The 17,142-nt window shown below is 64.4% G+C and carries 16 protein-coding genes and 1 tRNA gene; 12 read left to right on the forward strand and 5 right to left on the reverse strand.

Annotated features, from left to right (window positions below):
• Nucleotides 1-22 precede the first annotated feature (22 nt).
• Nucleotides 23-1,141 (forward strand): epoxide hydrolase family protein, encoded by a 1,119-nt coding sequence (locus BM066_RS07365; RefSeq protein WP_255367510.1) that lies wholly within the window; start codon nt 23-25, stop codon nt 1,139-1,141.
• Between the two features lie 33 nt (nt 1,142-1,174).
• Here BM066_RS07365 and BM066_RS07370 read toward each other — a convergent pair whose 3' ends face one another.
• The 3 genes from BM066_RS07370 to BM066_RS07380 form a co-directional block, all read right to left on the reverse strand.
• Nucleotides 1,175-1,849, reverse strand: coding sequence for a helix-turn-helix domain-containing protein (locus tag BM066_RS07370; protein ID WP_018062333.1), 675 nt, complete (start codon nt 1,847-1,849; stop codon nt 1,175-1,177).
• A gap of 82 nt (nt 1,850-1,931) precedes the next feature.
• Nucleotides 1,932-2,324 (reverse strand): response regulator, encoded by a 393-nt coding sequence (locus BM066_RS07375; RefSeq protein WP_018062332.1) that lies wholly within the window; start codon nt 2,322-2,324, stop codon nt 1,932-1,934.
• Nucleotides 2,321-3,484: a sensor histidine kinase gene (locus BM066_RS07380; protein ID WP_018062331.1), complete on the reverse strand. Its 1,164-nt coding sequence runs from the start codon at nt 3,482-3,484 to the stop codon at nt 2,321-2,323. The genes BM066_RS07375 and BM066_RS07380 overlap by 4 nt, the downstream gene beginning before the upstream one ends.
• Nucleotides 3,485-3,927: 443 nt before the next feature.
• On the opposite strand from BM066_RS07380, the gene BM066_RS07385 reads away from it, so the two are divergent.
• The 3 genes from BM066_RS07385 to BM066_RS07395 all read left to right on the forward strand — a co-directional run bounded on the left by BM066_RS07385 (nt 3,928) and on the right by BM066_RS07395 (nt 7,926).
• A tRNA-Arg gene (locus tag BM066_RS07385) sits at nt 3,928-4,004 on the forward strand.
• A gap of 348 nt (nt 4,005-4,352) precedes the next feature.
• Nucleotides 4,353-4,892 carry a hypothetical protein gene (locus tag BM066_RS07390; RefSeq protein ID WP_018062330.1) on the forward strand — a complete coding sequence of 180 codons (540 nt, stop codon included), beginning with the start codon at nt 4,353-4,355 and terminating at the stop codon, nt 4,890-4,892.
• Between the two features lie 160 nt (nt 4,893-5,052).
• On the forward strand, nt 5,053-7,926 hold the full coding sequence (locus tag BM066_RS07395) for a TrlF family AAA-like ATPase (RefSeq protein WP_369823232.1): 2,874 nt from the start codon (nt 5,053-5,055) through the stop codon (nt 7,924-7,926).
• 132 nt (nt 7,927-8,058) lie between these two features.
• On the opposite strand, the gene BM066_RS07400 is transcribed toward BM066_RS07395, so the two are convergent.
• A complete protein-coding gene (locus BM066_RS07400; RefSeq protein ID WP_018061208.1) occupies nt 8,059-9,015 on the reverse strand; it encodes an OmpA family protein in 957 nt (318 codons plus the stop codon).
• Nucleotides 9,016-9,039: 24 nt separating this feature from the next.
• Nucleotides 9,040-9,996 carry a hypothetical protein gene (locus BM066_RS07405; protein ID WP_143093679.1) on the reverse strand — a complete coding sequence of 319 codons (957 nt, stop codon included), beginning with the start codon at nt 9,994-9,996 and terminating at the stop codon, nt 9,040-9,042.
• Nucleotides 9,997-10,246: 250 nt separating this feature from the next.
• Here BM066_RS07405 and BM066_RS25900 point away from each other — a divergent pair, with 250 nt between their 5' ends.
• From BM066_RS25900 to BM066_RS07445, 8 genes are all read left to right on the forward strand, one after another.
• A complete protein-coding gene (locus tag BM066_RS25900) occupies nt 10,247-10,726 on the forward strand; it encodes a hypothetical protein (protein ID WP_143093680.1) in 480 nt (159 codons plus the stop codon).
• 32 nt (nt 10,727-10,758) lie between these two features.
• Nucleotides 10,759-11,724 (forward strand): hypothetical protein, encoded by a 966-nt coding sequence (locus BM066_RS07415; RefSeq protein WP_026176633.1) that lies wholly within the window; start codon nt 10,759-10,761, stop codon nt 11,722-11,724.
• Nucleotides 11,725-11,846: 122 nt separating this feature from the next.
• On the forward strand, nt 11,847-12,452 hold the full coding sequence (locus BM066_RS07420) for a hypothetical protein (RefSeq protein WP_018062469.1): 606 nt from the start codon (nt 11,847-11,849) through the stop codon (nt 12,450-12,452).
• Nucleotides 12,449-12,862 carry a hypothetical protein gene (locus BM066_RS07425; RefSeq protein ID WP_018062468.1) on the forward strand — a complete coding sequence of 138 codons (414 nt, stop codon included), beginning with the start codon at nt 12,449-12,451 and terminating at the stop codon, nt 12,860-12,862. The genes BM066_RS07420 and BM066_RS07425 overlap by 4 nt, the downstream gene beginning before the upstream one ends.
• Nucleotides 12,859-13,626 carry a hypothetical protein gene (locus tag BM066_RS07430; protein WP_018062467.1) on the forward strand — a complete coding sequence of 256 codons (768 nt, stop codon included), beginning with the start codon at nt 12,859-12,861 and terminating at the stop codon, nt 13,624-13,626. Before BM066_RS07425 ends, BM066_RS07430 begins: the two co-directional genes overlap by 4 nt.
• Nucleotides 13,627-14,508: a ComEC/Rec2 family competence protein gene (locus BM066_RS07435; protein ID WP_018062466.1), complete on the forward strand. Its 882-nt coding sequence runs from the start codon at nt 13,627-13,629 to the stop codon at nt 14,506-14,508.
• A gap of 736 nt (nt 14,509-15,244) precedes the next feature.
• Nucleotides 15,245-15,931, forward strand: coding sequence for an HNH endonuclease family protein (locus BM066_RS07440; protein WP_143093681.1), 687 nt, complete (start codon nt 15,245-15,247; stop codon nt 15,929-15,931).
• A gap of 198 nt (nt 15,932-16,129) precedes the next feature.
• Nucleotides 16,130-17,026: a 3'-5' exonuclease gene (locus tag BM066_RS07445; protein ID WP_026176631.1), complete on the forward strand. Its 897-nt coding sequence runs from the start codon at nt 16,130-16,132 to the stop codon at nt 17,024-17,026.
• Nucleotides 17,027-17,142: the final 116 nt, after the last annotated feature.

Genomic DNA, 17,142 nt, shown 5'->3' on the forward strand with positions numbered 1-17,142 from the left:
ACACGCCAAGGAAAGCACCGCCATGACCAAGCCGACGCCCTTCAAGATCGCCATCCCGGACGCGCAACTGGCCGACCTGAAGTCGCGCCTCCAGCACACCCGCTGGCCCGACGAGCCCGCTGGCGCCGATTGGATGTTCGGGACCAATCTCGGCTACATGAAGTCGCTGACCGACTACTGGCTGAACCAGTACGACTGGCGCAAGGCCGAGGCGCGGCTGAACGCCATGCCCAACTACAAGGTCAGGATCGACGAGGTCGACCTGCATTTCGTCCACCAGCCCTCGAAGAAAAAGGACGCCCCGGCCCTGCTTCTGCTGCACGGCTGGCCCGACAGCTTCTATCGCTACCACAAGGTCATCGACGCGCTGGCCGAGGACTTCCACGTCGTCGTGCCGTCCATCCCCGGCACGGGCTTTTCCGGCCGGACCGCCCTGCCGATGGACAAGGTCGCCGATCTGTTCGCCCGACTGATGACCGAGACGCTCGGCTATGGAAAGTTCATCGCCGCGGGTGGCGACGGAGGCTCCATCATCGCGATGTCGCTGAGCCAGCGGCATCCGGAGGTGCTGCTCGGCTATCATGTGACCGATGTCGGCTATCCTGACCAGACCACGGACTTCGCCGCTCTGAGCGCGCCCGAGCAGGCCTATGCGGGCGCCATCCAGCAATGGTTCTTCGCCCACGGCGCGTTCAACCTGGTGCAGGCCACGAAGCCGCAGAGCCTAGCCTTCGCCATGAACGACTCGCCGGTCGGCCTGGCCGCCTGGATCATGAGCTTCATGGCCGGCATGGGGCTCGGCGACGCGGCGGACGCCCGGTTCGGCCGCGACGACCTGCTGACCAACATCATGATCTACTGGCTGACCGAGACGGCCGCTTCGTCGTTCCGCGTCTACAGTCAGAACGCCATGAACGCGCCGACCATCAAGGGCAAGAACACCAAGGTCCCGGTCGCGGTGGCGACCGAGGCGCCGATCCCCGGCGGCGTGCGCCTGCCCCGCGAATGGGCCGACCGCCAGACCGCCGGCAATGTCGTGCAGTTCCACGACATGAAGAAGGCGGGCCACTTCGCGGCCTGGGAAGACCCCCAGTTCTACGTCGAGGATATCAAGAGCTTCGCGGTCCTGGTCGCCAAGTAGGGCGGAGGTCTGGTTCATCCCCTCGCCCGGCGGTCAGATCTTGTGAACGGTCTCGAGATTCGAGGGCAGGGCGCCCATGATCTTCTTGATCGACTTGATCATGTGCGGCTGGTCCGCATAGCCCAGGTCGACCGCCACGCCCGCCGGGGCTTCGCCGGCCTTCAGCCGCCGCACGGCTTCCTGCGCGCGGCGGATCATCTGAAAGCTCTTCTGAGTGATCCCGGTGGTCTGCTTGAAATGTTGCTGCACCGAGCGCGGCGAGGCGGCTTTCGGGGTCTCGCCGAAAGCCCTGGCCACCAGGTCGTTGGAGGCCAGCAGCCCGGCCGCGATCATCGTGTCGACCAGCGGCTCGACGTTCTCGAAGGTCGGCAACGGCAGGTCCACGCCGTCCAGTTGGAAGGTCGCGTCCCGCACCGGCAGCATCCGGATCTCGGGGCCGACCCGGGGCGCCTTGTCCCGCGGGAGATAGACATGGGCGGCGAACGAGATCACGACCGAGCTCTCGCCGTCCCGGTACGGCACCTCCACCGGCTCGGTGGCCTGGCCGCTCAGGAACACCAGGGACTGGCCGTCCGGCGCGATGCTGCGGATCAGGTCCCACGAGCCGTCCGGCGTCGCCGAATACAGCCCGTCGCTGAGGCAGACCGTCTGCCAGACCGTGTCGATCCAAGGATGCGAGGATCGCCGGCTCGTGTGCTTTTGGACCATGGTCGTCGATCTGCCGCGGCTCGAAACGACCCATGGTGCTTCAGTTGTCGCGTCGATGGAACCCGGGGGGACGGGGCGCGGCTCACGCCGCCCTGCGGAACCGCTTGACCGCGTCCTCCAGCAGGATCGGATCGATCGGCTTGTTCAGGACCACGACGTCCTCGAAGCCCTTGCGCGGAAGCGCGCCGTAGCCGGTGGCGAACACGAACGGGATGCCGGCGTCCCGCAGGCGCTCGGCGACTGGAAAGACCATGGTGCCGCCGACATTGACGTCCAGCACCGCGCCATCCAGGGCCGGCGGCGGCGCGCCCGCGTTCTCCAGATAGTCCAGGGCCTCGTCGACCGCCCCGAATGAGCCGGAGATCTGGCAGCCGAAGTCGGTCAGCAGGTCCTCGACCATCAGGGCCACCAGGGCCTCGTCCTCGACGATCATGATGCGGGGCGCGTTTTGGGGCGCGGTCTGGGCTTGGGTCATGCCGGCACCCTCGACGTCGCGCTCGCGGCGATCCGGTTCGACAGCGGCGCGCGCAGGGCGTAGCTGAGACCCTTGGGTTGGTAGGTCAGCTTGGCCTCGCCGCCCAGGTCGCGGGCGACGCCGCGTTCCAGCAGCTTGGTGCCGAAGCCCTGGCGCTTGGGCACGAAGACCGGCGGCCCGCCGCGCTCGACCCAGTCGAGGGCCAGGCTGGGGACGCCGTCGACGTCCTCGATCCGCCAGACCACCGTGACCTGGCCGCTGGCGGCCGTCAGCGCCCCGTGCTTGGCGGCGTTGACCATCAGCTCGTGCAGGGTCATGTGCAGCGCCACCGCCGTCTCGGGGGTCAGGGCGATGGCCGGGCCGCGGGCGGTGAAGCGCGGGTCGGCCAGGCCGCCGAACGGCTGCAGCGCCGTCTCCAGCACGTCGCGCAGGTCGGTGCGGCCCCAGGCCTGGCGGGTCAGCAGCTCGTGGGCTCGCGACAGGCCCATCAGCCGCGACTCGAACGAGTCGGTGAAATCGGCGGGCGAGGGGGCGGCGCGCAGGGTCTGGCGGGCGATCGACTGCACCGAGGCCAGGGTGTTCTTCACCCGATGGTCCAGCTCGCGCAGCAGGAAGGTGCGCCGCTCCAGCGCCTCGTTCAGCGAGGCGTAGAGCCTGGCGTTTTCGATGGCCGCCGCCGTGGCGCGGGCCATGGCCTCCAGCCGGATCACCGTGTCCGGCGACGGGGTCTGGCCTACCGCCCAATAGGCCCCGATCGCGGCGATCGGGTCCTGGGGCCGCACCGGCGTCATCACCAGGCTCTTGACGAAGGTCGGGCGGTAGGCGTCGTGGGGGATGCGGTCGTCGGCGTAGATGTCGGGGATCACCACCGTCTGGCCGTGCAACATGGCCCAGCCGGAGATGCAGGCGGTCATCGGGAAGCGCTGGCCCTTCCACATCGGACCGATGGCGTCCTCGTCCAGGTACCAGCACTGGTCGCCGTCGCGCAGGACGAAGCAGACGCCGTCGGCGCCGGACATCCGCCGCGCGGCCGAGCGGACGACCGCCGCGACGTCCTCGACCGTGCGCGTCGCCGACAACGCCTCGATCGTCTCGACCAGCGTGATCAGGGCGGCGTGGTCCGCCTGCTCCGAACGCTCGGCGTTCGCGACGTTTAGCACTCTTGGCTGCCCCGCATGCGCATGTCCCCATGCGACCCTAGCACCCGCGAGGGTCGCGGCAAGGTGGAGCATAGGCTTAATGCTCGTCGAGCGCGGCTGTGCGCGAGGCTCGCGACGCTCCGTCGGCGGGAAGATCTTCAATGACTTCAAGGCGCGAGGCGTCGGGGCCCTGGTTCAACTCCCGCGACAATCGGCCGCGACCCGGCGCGCCCTCCCGGCGTGGCCGCCACCAGCGTGGCCACGCCGTCGCCGGTGAAGGTGATCAGGGGCCGGCGCTCGTTCATGACCGGCCGGCCCCGACCAGGCCGGGCCCTCCTCTCGACCAACACCCCTGGGTCTCAGCGGGCGCGGCAAAGCCGTCTCGTCCCCCTCCGCGGGGCTTTATCGCTCCCGGGGTTCGCACGCCCGGAAACTTGCGCTATGGACCCTGGCGCGCGCAACGCGGCCCGGTAGCTCAGCAGGATAGAGCAGCGCTTTCCTAAAGCGAAGGTCAGGGGTTCGAGTCCCTTCCGGGCCGCCAAGTTTTTGTCGGGCCAACTTAGAACTGGCCCATTTCCAACTTAAGGCTGTCAATAATGCGACGCGGTCGCAAATGGCGTTGAGCCTGCGTCGTATTCTGACTTTCTCTGACCTTGGGAGAGTCCGCTTTCGGTGTAGGCGGCACCGCCGCCTGCGCTGGCCCGAACCGGACTCATCGCTGACCTTGGGAAGGTTTGCTTAGCCAAGCCAAGTTTCACGAGGCAAGCTTGGGTCTGATTTGGACGGTATCGAGCGCCCAAAGGCGTCCGGTTGGTGCATTCACTCTCTTAAACTTCGCCGCCAGCGGGCGGAGACGCCCGCGTCCCGGCCTTGCAAGGAGCCTAAACCCATGTCGCCGCCGATCCCGCACCTTGGCCTGATTTACAGTGAGGACGTGCCAGCGGCCGTTTTCGACGACTTCGTCGAGAACGTCTCGGTAGCCGGCTTGGATCTGGTGCTGGAAAGCCGCGAGCCGAATGGGCCGTTCGCGGGCATGGAATGGCTGATCCCCACAGGCGTGATGCTTTTCATCGCCCAAGGCTACTTCAGCGGGCTCCTCGGCGAGATGGGCAAAGACCACTACTCCGCCTTGAAGGCTGGAATTAAAGGCCCGCGCGACCGCTTCTCGGTGGCCCAGGTGACCGTCGTCGGCAGCCCGGGCAAGGCGTCCGAGGACCAACCCTATTCCCTGTTTTACTCGATCTATTTCGAGGATCCAGCGGGACGACGGTTTAAGTTTTTGGCTCCCAACGGCGAGGCTGGCGACCCAGACGCCGAGCGCGCCATGGACGCGTTCGGCGACTTTCTCGAAGCCGCCTATGGGGGCTCGATTCCGCTCAGCGCGATGTCCTGGCGCGCGCGCCGGCCTATGGCGGCACAGTGCTCTTAGCCTTTAACCCCGCGACGGGTCGTATCGAACCGATCCACCCGGTGACGCGGGTCTTCGGCCTGGCGCCGCCCGGCTGATCCCCAGCCTGTCTTCATTTGACCCCTGGCTCAAAGCCGCAGGTTGAACCAAGTTATCGCAAAAGGCGATATGGGGGTGGCAGGTGCTGGAGCGGGGATCGGAGTGGCGGCGTTGGGATTTGCATGTCCACACGCCAGGCACCGCCATGGCAGATCGCTTTAAAGGCGATTGGGACGGCTACCTGACGGCGATCGAAAGCCAAGACGACGTTATCGTCATGGGCGTGACCGACTATATGTCGATCACGAACTACTCGCGAATGCGGCGCGAAAAGGCGTCGGGCCGCCTCGCCAACATCGCCCTGCTAATCCCCAACATCGAGTTTCGTGCGACGCCGGAGACGACCAAGGGCAAGGCGATCAACCTCCATATTCTCATCGATCCTACGGACCCCGATCATGAGCGGCATATCCTCGAAGCCCTGGGGCGGCTATCCTTCACCTACAATCGGCGGCCGTTCGCCTGCATCCCCGACGACCTTATGGCGCTCGGCCGCGCGCACGATACGTCGATCACGGACGACGGAGCCGCGCTGCGTCACGGGATCGGGCAGTTCAAGATCCCCTTCCAAGCAATCGAGGAATGGTATCGCAACGAGCATTGGCTCGCCCACAATAGCCTGGTCGCCGTCGCCAACAGCGGGGCGGACGGCGTCAGCGGCCTGCCACTGACCGACGGATTCGGAGCGGTGCGCGAGGAGATCATCCGCTTTTCGAGGATGATCTTTTCCGGCAATCCGAAGGACCGGGACTTCTACCTCGGCCTCGACAAGAGCGCCGAGGCGGAGCTGAAAAAGGTTGGCGGTATCAAGCCATGTGTCCACGGATCGGACGCGCACGAACTCGCCAGGCTGTTCAAGCCCGACCACGATCGTTTCTGCTGGATCAAGGCTGATCCGACATTCGAAGGCCTTCGCCAAGTCATCTTCGAACCCAGCGACCGCGTTTATATCGGCGCGGCGCCGCCTGACATGCATGATCATAGCCGGGTCATCGACAGCGTCACGATCGCCGATCCTAGCGGCTGGTTCGGATCGCAAACCCTGCCGCTCAATCCCGGCATTGTCGCGGTGATTGGGCAGAAGGGTTCGGGAAAATCGGCCCTCGCGGAGCTCATCAGCGCCGCCGCGGGCAGTTCCGCGCCGGCCAAGGACGCTTCGTTCCTCAGCAAGGTCGAGCGCCACCTTGACGCCGTAAACATCACGCTCACGTGGGAGGATGGCAAGACGACGACCCATCGGCTGGGCGACGGGCCTTTCAAGGGCAATTCCGTTCGCTATCTTTCGCAGCGGTTCGTCGAGCGCCTGTGTGCCGAGGACCATGTCGGTGCCGATCTGGTCCGTGAAGTGGAGGCGGTTGTCTTCGCCGCCCTCGACCCCACGGAGACCTTGAACGCCACCGACTTCGGCGAGCTCCGCTCCATTAAGACAAGCGCGCTGCGCGCCGATCGCGATCGGATCGTGACGCGCCTTCAGCAGTTGATCCGCGACGGCGACCAACTGCGCGCCAAGGCGGCTAAGCTCGGCGAACTCAAAGGCCGCGTCGCCACCCTGCAGGCGGAGTCTGTCAGCCTAAAAGGGCAGATGCCGCCGGCAATCAATGCCGAGGACGCTAAGGTGCAGGCGGCGATGGCCGAGGCACGCACCAAGCTCTCCGCGCTGCAGGCGGCGACCGCTAGCGACAAGCAGCGACTGGTGAAGATCGGTGATATACGCGCCGAGATGGCGGGCTTTGCTCGCGAGATGCGGCAGTTCTACAATACCATTACGCCCAAGCTCGTGGAACTCGGACTCGACGAGACGGCGCGTCAGCTATTCGAACCGAGGTTCGGCGGCGATACGGAGCGCCCGCTCGCGGTCGTGGAGCGCGGCATCAATGAATCGATCCGTGCACGCCAGGGCACCCCCGAAGCGCCCGGCGCTGACACCATCGCCGGCGTCGAGGCCGAAATCGCCGGGCTCAACGGCCAACTGACCGCCGACCGCGCATTGCGCGAACGGATCGACGGCTTTCAAAAGCGGCTCGCCGCCATCGATGTCGAAATCGCCCGGTTGGGCGAAGAAATAGCCCGGATCGAGGGACCAGAAAAAGAGCGGCGGCGGGCGCTCCCGGCCGAGCGCATGGAGACCTACAAGGCCTACTTCGAAAACCTGCGTCAGGAACAGGACATCCTGGAGCAGCTCTACGGGCCGATCCGACAGCGGCTGCAGACCAGTCGCAAGCAGGAGCAGAGTCTCGAATTCTACATCCGATGGGACGTCGATTCGGCCGCCTGGATCGCGACCGGTGACGCCCTGTTCGACGGTCGCACCGGAACGCCGGTGGGAGACCTAGCAACGGCCATCAGGGACACCTTGGGGCCGGCCTGGCGTTCGGGTGATCCGCAACGGATCGCCGAAGCCATGGAGAAGTTCGTCGAACCCTTCAACGCCGCCTTCCAGGCACAGTCAGCGGCGCTGCGCAAAGGTGCCAGCACCACCGATGCGCTCGATTGGCTGTTCTCGCCCGAGCACATCAAGCTCACCTACGGCCTGCGCTATAATGCGACTGATCTCGAGAAGCTATCGCCTGGCACGAAGGGGATCGTGCTGCTGATCCTCTACCTGGGGATGGATACTGACGACAGCCGGCCGTTGATCATCGACCAGCCGGAAGAGAACCTCGACAGCGAGTCCATCTACGATCTGCTGGTCCACTACTTCCGGACCGCGAAACGTCGCCGCCAGATCATTCTAATCACCCACAATCCGAACCTGGTTGTGAATACCGACGCCGAGCAGGTGGTAGTCGCCACCTGCGGGCGGCAGGCCAACGGCTTGCCGGCCATCAGCTACGCGGCCGGCCCGCTTGAGGACAATCGTCCCGTAGACGGGATCCGCGCCAAGGTTTGCCGAATCCTCGAAGGGGGCGAGTCCGCCTTCCATGACCGTGAACGGCGCTACGCCCTCAAGCCCTAGAAGAATTGTCAACCCAGCGGTCGCACACCGCGAACGGAATGATACCGATCGTAGCTGACGGCGTGATCGACCTAGGCACCTGCTAATGCAGGCGCTGCGGTCCGATTGATCCATGGAATGATCGAGCGGCAGTCAGCGGCGCTTGACGCGCACCACGCGCAGCAAGTCGTCGTCCGCGCCGGAACCAACTCCTTCCCCGCGAACGTCATCGACCTTAACGCCAAGTTTTTCCAACGTATCCGCAACCGCTGCCGCCCGCGCCATGCTCAGCCGCCGGTTGCGGGCCTCGTCACCACGAGGGTCCGAGTAGCCAGAGATCGTCACGATCGAACCCGACGACACCCAAGCCTTGGCCGCCTCGCGCAGCCTAACCTGTGCATCGTAGGTCAGCTCCGCGCTCGCTGTGCTGAAGTAGATCTCGAGATTGTGCGTAAGACGGGGGGGCGGCGGCTGATCAGTGGGCTTGGCGACCTCGAGCCGCGCGAGGCGGCTGTCGACGCTCTCCAACCGGCTCAAGATGGCACCTTGCTGAAGCGTTCCAAGGTCGATGTAAAAGGTCGCGGCCGGCGGCAGACTCGCTAACGCGACTTTCAGTGACGCGTCCAATTGAGCCTGGGTGAGCTGACCATCGGCCGCAACGCGTCCTTTGAGCGCGCCCGGATCGAACTCCGCGGGCAACAGCCCATCTTCCTTGAGTTTTTTGAACGCCTCGATCATGGCCTCGACCGCCGCGCCGCGGTCTTCTGGCGAACTGGTCTGCACGAGGGTTGCCGAGGCGATCTGCAACAGCATCTTGGCGTAGTCTTTGCCCGACAGGTCCTTTCGCACCCAGGCGCGACAAAGCCCGTCCATCTGATAGACGCGATCGGCTTCGGCACCGGTCAAGATCGCACCGGTGCGGCTATGCGCGCCGCCCAGATCGAAAATGGCCAAATCGGCGTGGGCGTCTCGATGATAGTTCTTCGACAGTAGATCGCGTACCGGCGGGCAGCGCGCCGCCACCTCGGGATCGTCAACCACGGCCCCTTTGTTCGTGCAACATCCGGCGAGCACCAAGGCCACGCCAACCAACAGGCCAAGCTTTCTCATCTGTCGCCCCCGCGTCGTTCGAACCTAGTTGTTCTTGGCTTGTTCGGCGGTCTTAACTGGGTCGGCGACAGGTGGCGTATTGGGTGCCGAGGAGGCCACAGCGGTGGCGGTGGTGGTGACCTTGGCCGCAACGTTCTTGGTGCAGTCCTTGAACGACACGGTGTCTCCCGTGGATTTTTTGATCGGCAAAGCCGCGCCAGACAGAAAGAGCGCCCCGAGCGCTACGTTCGGCGGCGTGTTGGGGTCCAGATAGTTAATCAGGATCGATTTGGCCTTCGACAAAGACACCTGTAGCGACGAGCCGCCGTCGGAAATTGCCGCATGAACGACCCCGCCGCAGCCTTCGACGCCGACGGCAGATCCTATGTTGAGCCCGGCCCATAGCGTCAAATTGCTCTGGCTAATGAAGAGCTTGTTGGGGTCCACGTCTGCAAGAGCCGCCATCGTGACCGCAGCATCGAGAACGGGCGCGCCCGGCCGACGCTCGTCCTTGTCCATGTAGCCGTCCTTGACCACGCCCAGAGCCGCTGCGCCGTCTGAGGCTGCGCTTTGGATCATGCCCAATTCGAAGCTCAGGTCCGACAGAGCCTTGTCGACAGCTGCCGACTTGGCGGCGGCGTCAGCAGGTTGGGTCTTGGCGACATAGGCCTTGATCCGGCAGGCATAGGCAGCGAGCACCGCTTCCATGGCTTGGCTCGTCATCCCCGCATAGGCTGTACGAACCACCTCCAAACCGCCCCGCGCTTGGATATCTCCTGCGGCGGCGAGTTTCTTGAAGGCGCCGGCGCCAAACCGCGCCTCGAGCTCTCCGCCCTTAACCGCTTCGCCTACCACATAGGGAATGGGGCAAGGATCTACCTTCGTGGCGGCGGCCGCCGCCGGCGCGGCTGCAGGAGCCGCTGGCGCCTGAGCAAGTGCGCGGACCCCAAACAGAACGACACCCAACATAACAAAGCTGGCTAAAGCCCTTGATAGTCTCATCTCAGCCCCCTCCCGGTCTGACCGTACGCGCCTGCGCTGACCACAACGGTGTTCAGGCATAGTTTAGAAAACTATTGTTCGATGAACGATGAAATGCAACTAGCGGCGGCGCGTCTGAAAATTTCACTTTGAGGCGGCAAACTCGATCGTTGACGCAAATAGGCGCGTTCGCGGCAAATCAGTTGCCGGCGACGGTCGGGGCCAGCGCCCGAAAATCATATGGATTTCGAGTCCTGGCCTGAACTCAGCCGTGAGCTTCATGTCTTGGTCGCGCTACCTTGGCATCGAGGTCGATGACGCGCTGGAGATTTCCGAGCAGATCGACCTGCACGGTGTCACCAGTCTGGTGCGGGGCGTGTGCTCGACGCGCCCCCCCCCCCCCCCCGCGAAGGTCGCTTTCCTGGAGGCGCACCAATGTCAGCAACTGGCGCCGCGTCGCCCTGACCATCTTAGCTTTGGCGGGTGGCGCAGGTTCTGGCACGCTCAGGCTTTGAGGCTCGAACGAGGAAAGCCCATGGCCACTACCATGTATCTGGACCACGTCTTTCAGGACAAAGGCGGCGCTGGCGAAGCCGTCGCGATCGAGGCGGGGACTTCGAGTTTTTACGATGGCATCCCGCAGCTCTATCTGACGATCAACGATCGGACGGTGATCCTGGACGACGAGAACGGCCGACGCCTGTGCGAGGCCTTCGCCGACATCGCCCGCTATCTTGGCTATCAGCGATAGGCGCCGCGCAGGTGGGGCGTCAGAAGAACCAGATGATCGATCTCTTCGATCCGGTCCTGCCCGAAGACCGGCTGGATCCTCTCTACGTCTCCCTGCTGCGCTCGCCTGTGCATGACCTCGCCCGAAGCGACATCAACGCGGCGTTCGCGCGGATGGGCGATCCCAACGGCCAGTTCGCTGCTTACTTCCAAGGAGCCGCCTTTCATGCGCGTCTGTTCGAGATTGCGTGCTTTAGCTATCTGGAGGCGGCCGGCTTCGTCGCGGACCGGACCTACGACGCCCCGGACTTCATGGTGGCCAAGGACGGCGTGGAAATCGCCGTCGAGGTGGTCACCGCAAATCCGCCAGACAGCGCAAGTCGGAATATCGGCGGGACACTGATCGAAGATCTGCCGCTCGAGCGCATGATGGAGAAGGTCGCCAGAGAATTTCCGCGACGGATGAACACCGCGCTGAAGAAAAAGGTTCGCCGCGGCTATCACCAGGAGGCTCACGTCGCCGGAAAGGCCATTGTGCTTATGACGCAGCCGGCGTTCGAGGCCGGGGCCAATTTCTATATCGATGAGTCCCTGGCACCCTGCCTCTTTGGCGACGGCGATGAGAACGCAGGGTTCTTCAGCCGCGACGACGCGCGGCCGATCAGTGCCATCGCTTACTGCAACGGCTTCACCGTCTCGAAGTTCTGGCGACTGTCTTCGCCCGATATTTTCCGCACCAGGGTGCGGGCGGTTCGTAAAGGCCACTGTCTGGTCGAGCTCAGCGACAATCCTTGCCAACCTCGGCGCTACGGGTTCGAGGTAGGTGATCCGGCCGCGCCACAGGAGACTTGGGCCGAAGGGGTGACCCTCTTTCTCAATCCAAACGCCGACATCCCTCTGGTGCCTGCCGTCCTGCCCGCAAGCTGCACGATGGCGATGACCCGCGGGGGCTCTCTTATGAAATGCGTCAGTGGCTTCCATCCCCTGACTTCGGTGATGCTGGCATCGCCCAGGAAATAGGGGCCTAGTAGTGCTGGCGATTTAGCGCCGCGGCCCCAAGGGCGGCGGCGCCGCGAAACATCCTGGTCGCGAAGGACGCAGGAGAGGTTTCGTGATGGTTGTGCCCTCTGGCGAGTTTGGCCATGGTGAAGGTCGCGCCGGAGCCCGCCATGAAAATCACGTTCGACATCGATCTTTCGCCTGACGAAATCGCGCTGCTGGCGTCGGCCTTGGACTGCGAGGTGGCACAGGTGGAAGCCAAGTTGCCGGGCCACGCGCGGGCTGCCTTAGGCGAGTATGTCGAGGCCTATCTTGGCCGACGCGCGTCGGGGCGGGGCCAGGACATCCTGGAGCATCGCCTGGCGCTGCTGATCGAGCACGCCTTCGACAAGACCATTCCCAGCGAGGTCGAGGTCTCGCGGCTGTTCCAGACCACCCTGACCAGCAGCCGCTCCCTGATCCGATCGACGCTTTCCAAGTATCGTTATCAGCTTAAGGCGGCCGCCGACGCTTCGGCGAAAAGCGCCTTGGCGCGCGCCCGCTGGAGCGACGCCAGCAATCTCTTCGAGATCGCCGGCGTGACGGCCAACTTGGCCGACCACCTCAATGTGCGGTTGGCGTCGATCGATGGCGGCCTGAGAAAGGTCGCCCTGATCAAGGGTACCACAGCCAATTACGGCGTTGCGGCCGACGCCTATCGCGAGCTGTGCAAGGCTTTCGGTGCTCAGGAGGCCAAGCAGAAGAAATGACCGACATCTCCAACGCCATCGCCGCGTCCAGTATGTTGCTGGCGGTCGTCGCCGTCCTGTTCGGTGTCTGGAACGGCGCCATCGACGCGGCCCTGGCGCTGGACGTCAGCGGCGACCCGGCCACTCAGTTGCCACAGCGACGGCAGCTGCGCTCGGCGATCCTGACGAAGGCGTCACCGCTCGTCATCGGAGCTTGGCTGACGGCCGTGGTGTTCCTTGCCCGTAGCGTGGAGATCGGCGGCCGCTTCTTGCGATGCCCGCCGGGGCAAGCCTGCCGGCCCGACGATGTCGCCGCCGCCTTCCTGCTGACCGAGGCCTTCATGCTGCTGATCGCGGCGGCGACGAGCGTCCAGCTGATCCGTCTTGTGGCCCGATGGCTCGAGGCCAGAAGGCGCAAGACGCGATCATGAGCGTCGTGATGGGGCCAACCTTTCTGTCGCGCCGCCCGCGCACGCCGCGAGGCCTGCGGTTCTATGGTTTTCTGGAGGCTCAAGACGAGGCGCTGTCGGCGTTCATGACCGGCCCCAGTGGTGCGCTGGTCCCGCCGCGCAGTCCTGTTCGCCAAGACGAGAACGCGATCCGGTTGCGCTTCTCCGTTGTCGACTGGCATGATTTCGCCGCCATGCGCGCGCGGATCGCGCCCATTCCGTTGATCGGCGCTGGGCGAGAGCAGCGCGAGGCGCGCCGCGCCGCGCTCAATGAAATGTTCGCCCGGATAGACCTGAGCGGCGTTGATCTCTTCATTTCGCCGAGCGAGCCCTGGAGCGGGGCTCTCTTGGAAGCCATGAGGCTGGGCGGTTGGTACTTGCTGGGACTGAAGCGACGACCGGCGGGGGGCGATCCGCCGGCGCTGCTGGGCAATGCGGACCTTGGTGGCGGGGACCAGGCATTGTGGCTTTCCGTTCTGGCGCGGCCGGATCCGGAGAGCCTGGCGCGTCTCACCGACATATTCTCGCTGGCCCATGTGGCTGATCTTGGTCGGGAAGAAGATCCCGATGGCGATCCCGAGCCGACGCCTCTGCCGCCGTCGCCCCTCGACGAGCTGCGCGTGCGCATCATTTGCCGCAAGGTGGTTGAGGAAGAGCAGGTCGAGCAGGACGTCTACGCTTACGACTATGATCACGACGTCGTCGCGCAGGCCGAAGCGGCGCGGCTGCTCCTGGCGGGCTACTAGATGGCTGAGGTTCTCGAGCGCGAGGTCATCGATGCGGACGACCTGCAGGGCTTCTCCGATCCCCTAGCCGATGTCGCTGGCTTGTCGTCCGTGCTGGTGCATGACGTTGGCCAGGGCGACGCCATCAGCATCCTGGACGCCGACGAAAGGCCGGTACTGCGGATCGACTATGGTGGCCTGCAGAGTGGTCCCTTCAAGGGTAAGACCGGTAAGGCGCGAGCTGGCTCCATCAATGCGAAGTTGCCCATCCTTCAGGCGGCCCCGCTCATGCTCACCCATTGGGATGAGGATCATTGGTGTTCGGCACGCCGTCACACCGACGTGCTGACCAAGGCACGGTGGATCGTTCCGCGTCAACGGACCTCGCCGCGGGCGGTGCGGTTGTCGGCCAAGGTCGCCACGATCAATTGCGTGCCCGAAGCCGAGGTCGGCACGGTGTTTCAGTATCGCGCCCAGAACGGCGACACGGTGTGGTGGGAGAAGATCGACCACTTCGACCCGACGGGGGAGGGCGAAGACTGCAACATGACCGGCTTGGCCTTTTCGGTCACCCGGGGCGATCGGGTTATCTTTCTGCCCGGCGACGCCCCCTTCGACCGCATCCGCCACTACAGGCTCCATCAGGAGGACGGTCGCAAAATGGTCGGACTGGTGGCGTTCCATCATGGCTCAGGTAACCACTGGCGCAACGCCACTGAGGAGTTCCTGAAGACCTGGGCCTCGCCGAACATGGACCAGAAGGTCGTGTTCTCGTACGGAGATCCAAACACCTACGATCATCCGGTGTTGGACAACTACGAACCCTACTTTGGGGCGTCGGCCTTTTTCGCAACGCCGCAGGTGCGCCAGCGTACAATCGGGCCCATCCACATACGTCTATAGGCCAGAGCCCGCCGATAGTGGGCCTACTAGGGATGTGAAGGGCAGGCGATCAGTCGCGCATTCAAATCTCATGCTGTTGATCTACCAGTAGTCCGACCCGGTGCGACGTAGCGTCATCCGCAAACCGGCCGGACCCTGAGCTTCGAGGAAGTCGTGGCCAGTTGGAGGGCCCGGCCCGGGCGATCCACGGCCAGGCCTATGACGCGCCCCAGCCGGTGATCGGCGTGCTCGACGTCTCCAGCCTGCCCAGAAGGCGGCGCGCCCCAAGCCTGGGCGACGAGGTGGAAAGGCCGACGGTGAGGAGGGCGCTCAGCCCTCGGTCGCGGTCTCGGTATTGGCCGGCTCCCCCGCCAGCCGCAGGGCGTAGTAGGACGCCTTGGCGTCGCGGTACTCATGCTCAGCAGAGGCGACAGCGGCCGATCGGCCGCGCGACGTCCGCGTTCGGAGACGCCCTTACTGGGTCCCGCCTGCGGGGAACGCCCAGCCCTGCCGAAGAGTCGAGCGCACGCGAAGGGTTTGAACGCTGGTTTGTCGACTTGGTGCAGCCCAGCTGAGTGTTGCGGCCGGTCCGCCGTCAATCCGCAGGGATCCGGCAAAGGTCGCCTCTCTGGAGGCGCGCTAAGGTCTGCAACTGGCGCGTTCTCCCCGCTGCTTTCAATTGTGTTGGCGCGCAGAGCAATTGCAGATTTAATATGCTGAAGCTTGCGGATCTGGTGCGTGAGGCGCCGTTTGAGGTGTGAGCGAGCCTCATCAAGATATTTGGGTGATGTGCGATTGGCTTGGGGGGGAAGTGCAAAGGATCGTTAGGAGTGCCGCGCCGCAAGAACTGTTTGAGCGGCTGCATCTTGCGCGTGAGCACCGTGAGCTGATCGACTGGCTGCGACAAGACGCGCGCCGACGGCAGCAGCGGCGCACGCCCATCAATTTTGACATCTTCCACAATCCCGAGCTGATTGAAGCGGTCGCCGCTGACTTCAATCATTCCTGCGTGTACTGCGAGCGTCGTTCGGCTGATGCGGGGGTTGGACATTTTCGGCCGTTGGCTGAGCCGGTCCCGTTGATCATGGGGGACGACAAAAACCATTACGCTTGGCTGGCCTATGAATGGCGCAACCTCGTCTATAGCTGCCCTGACTGTGAGGGGCTCAAAGGCCCTCAATTCCCCGTGGAAGGTCTGAGGGCTCGCTATCTCGCGACTTATGACGAGGTGTGCAAAAGCGATAAGAATCTGCTGGTGGACACGACCCGCGAGTCGCCCCTCCAACACTTCGATTTCCTCTTCGACGGACGCTGCTTCCCCCTAACCCCCCGAGGGCAGATCTCTGCCTCGGAGTTGGTGAAGCTGTCGTCGCACGTCATTTCGACGGGGCTGAGCGACAGTGTGGCCGGTCGAAGGCACGCGGTCCTAGAAGGCCCAAGCTGATGGAATTGTCGACATTGGAACCTCCCAACCAACGGAACCCAGTGTAGGAGGCCATGAAGGCTTATCGTCCGGACACTCTTAATGTTCGTGGATGTCTGTGTCCCCAGCGACATCAGTGTCGGAACGACCTTTGCTTGCGACATCGGAACGCGAGGCATTGACTGGCTTATCGGTCGTCCAAGGTGATATGCGGGATCTATGGCGGAGCGGGCTCTAGACCTCGAGGCGATGGCAGTGACGCTGCGGGCTAGCGGCGAGTACCGCGTGCTACGTCGCCTGGCACCCCGGTTGCCGATTACAATCCCAGACGGCGTCGTCACTCGATCGGGCCTGTTCGTGGACGTCGAAACCACGGGTCTGGACTGGCGTCGTGACGAGATCATCGAACTAGCGATGATCCCGTTTCGCTATGGGTTGGACGGACGGATCTATGGGATTGGCGAGGCCTTTCAGGGCTTTCGCCAGCCGGCCGCCCCAATACCCGCTGAGATCACCGCCCTGACCGGCATCGACGACGCCATGGTCGCGGGCAAGGCGATCGATTTGGACGCCGTGGCGGCTGTCGCCGCCCCGGCCGCCCTCGTCGTCGCTCACAACGCTTCCTTCGATCGCCGCTTCCTCGAGCGATTCAGTGAGGTCTTCCGTACCAAGCCCTGGGCCTGCTCGATGAGCCAGGTCGATTGGATCGCGGAAGGACACGAGGGCGTCAAGCTTGCCTACTTGGCTGCGGGCGCCGGGTTCTTCTACGACCGCCACCGGGCGGTGAACGATTGCACCGCGGCTATCGAGCTTCTGACCCTCGACCTGCCCAAGAGTGGTGTGCCTGCTCTAGCCTCGCTGCTGGAGCGAGCGCGAACCCCGACCTGGCGGATCTGGGCCGAAAACTCGCCCTTCGCCATGAAGGACCGGCCCAGGGCGCGCGGCTATCGCTGGAACGGCGACGACGGCGTGCCAGCGCGCTGTTGGTATGTCGATGTCGCCGACGCCGACAAGGAAGCGGAGCTGACATTCCTGCGGCAGGAAATCTATGGTGGTCAGATCGATCCTCTGACGCGACGGATTGATGCCTACGACCGGTTTTCAGAGCGGTGCTGAGGGTCTGCGACCAGGTTGGATGGCGAGGGCGATGCGATTTTCAAGACGAGCAGCGCTCGCCAATGGGCTGGCGATCGCGGCGTTGCCAGAAGCGTCCAGGGCCGGTCCGCCTGCGC

It is taken from the genome of Caulobacter sp. UNC279MFTsu5.1, assembly GCF_900114015.1.
Classification (GTDB): Bacteria; Pseudomonadota; Alphaproteobacteria; order Caulobacterales; family Caulobacteraceae; genus Caulobacter.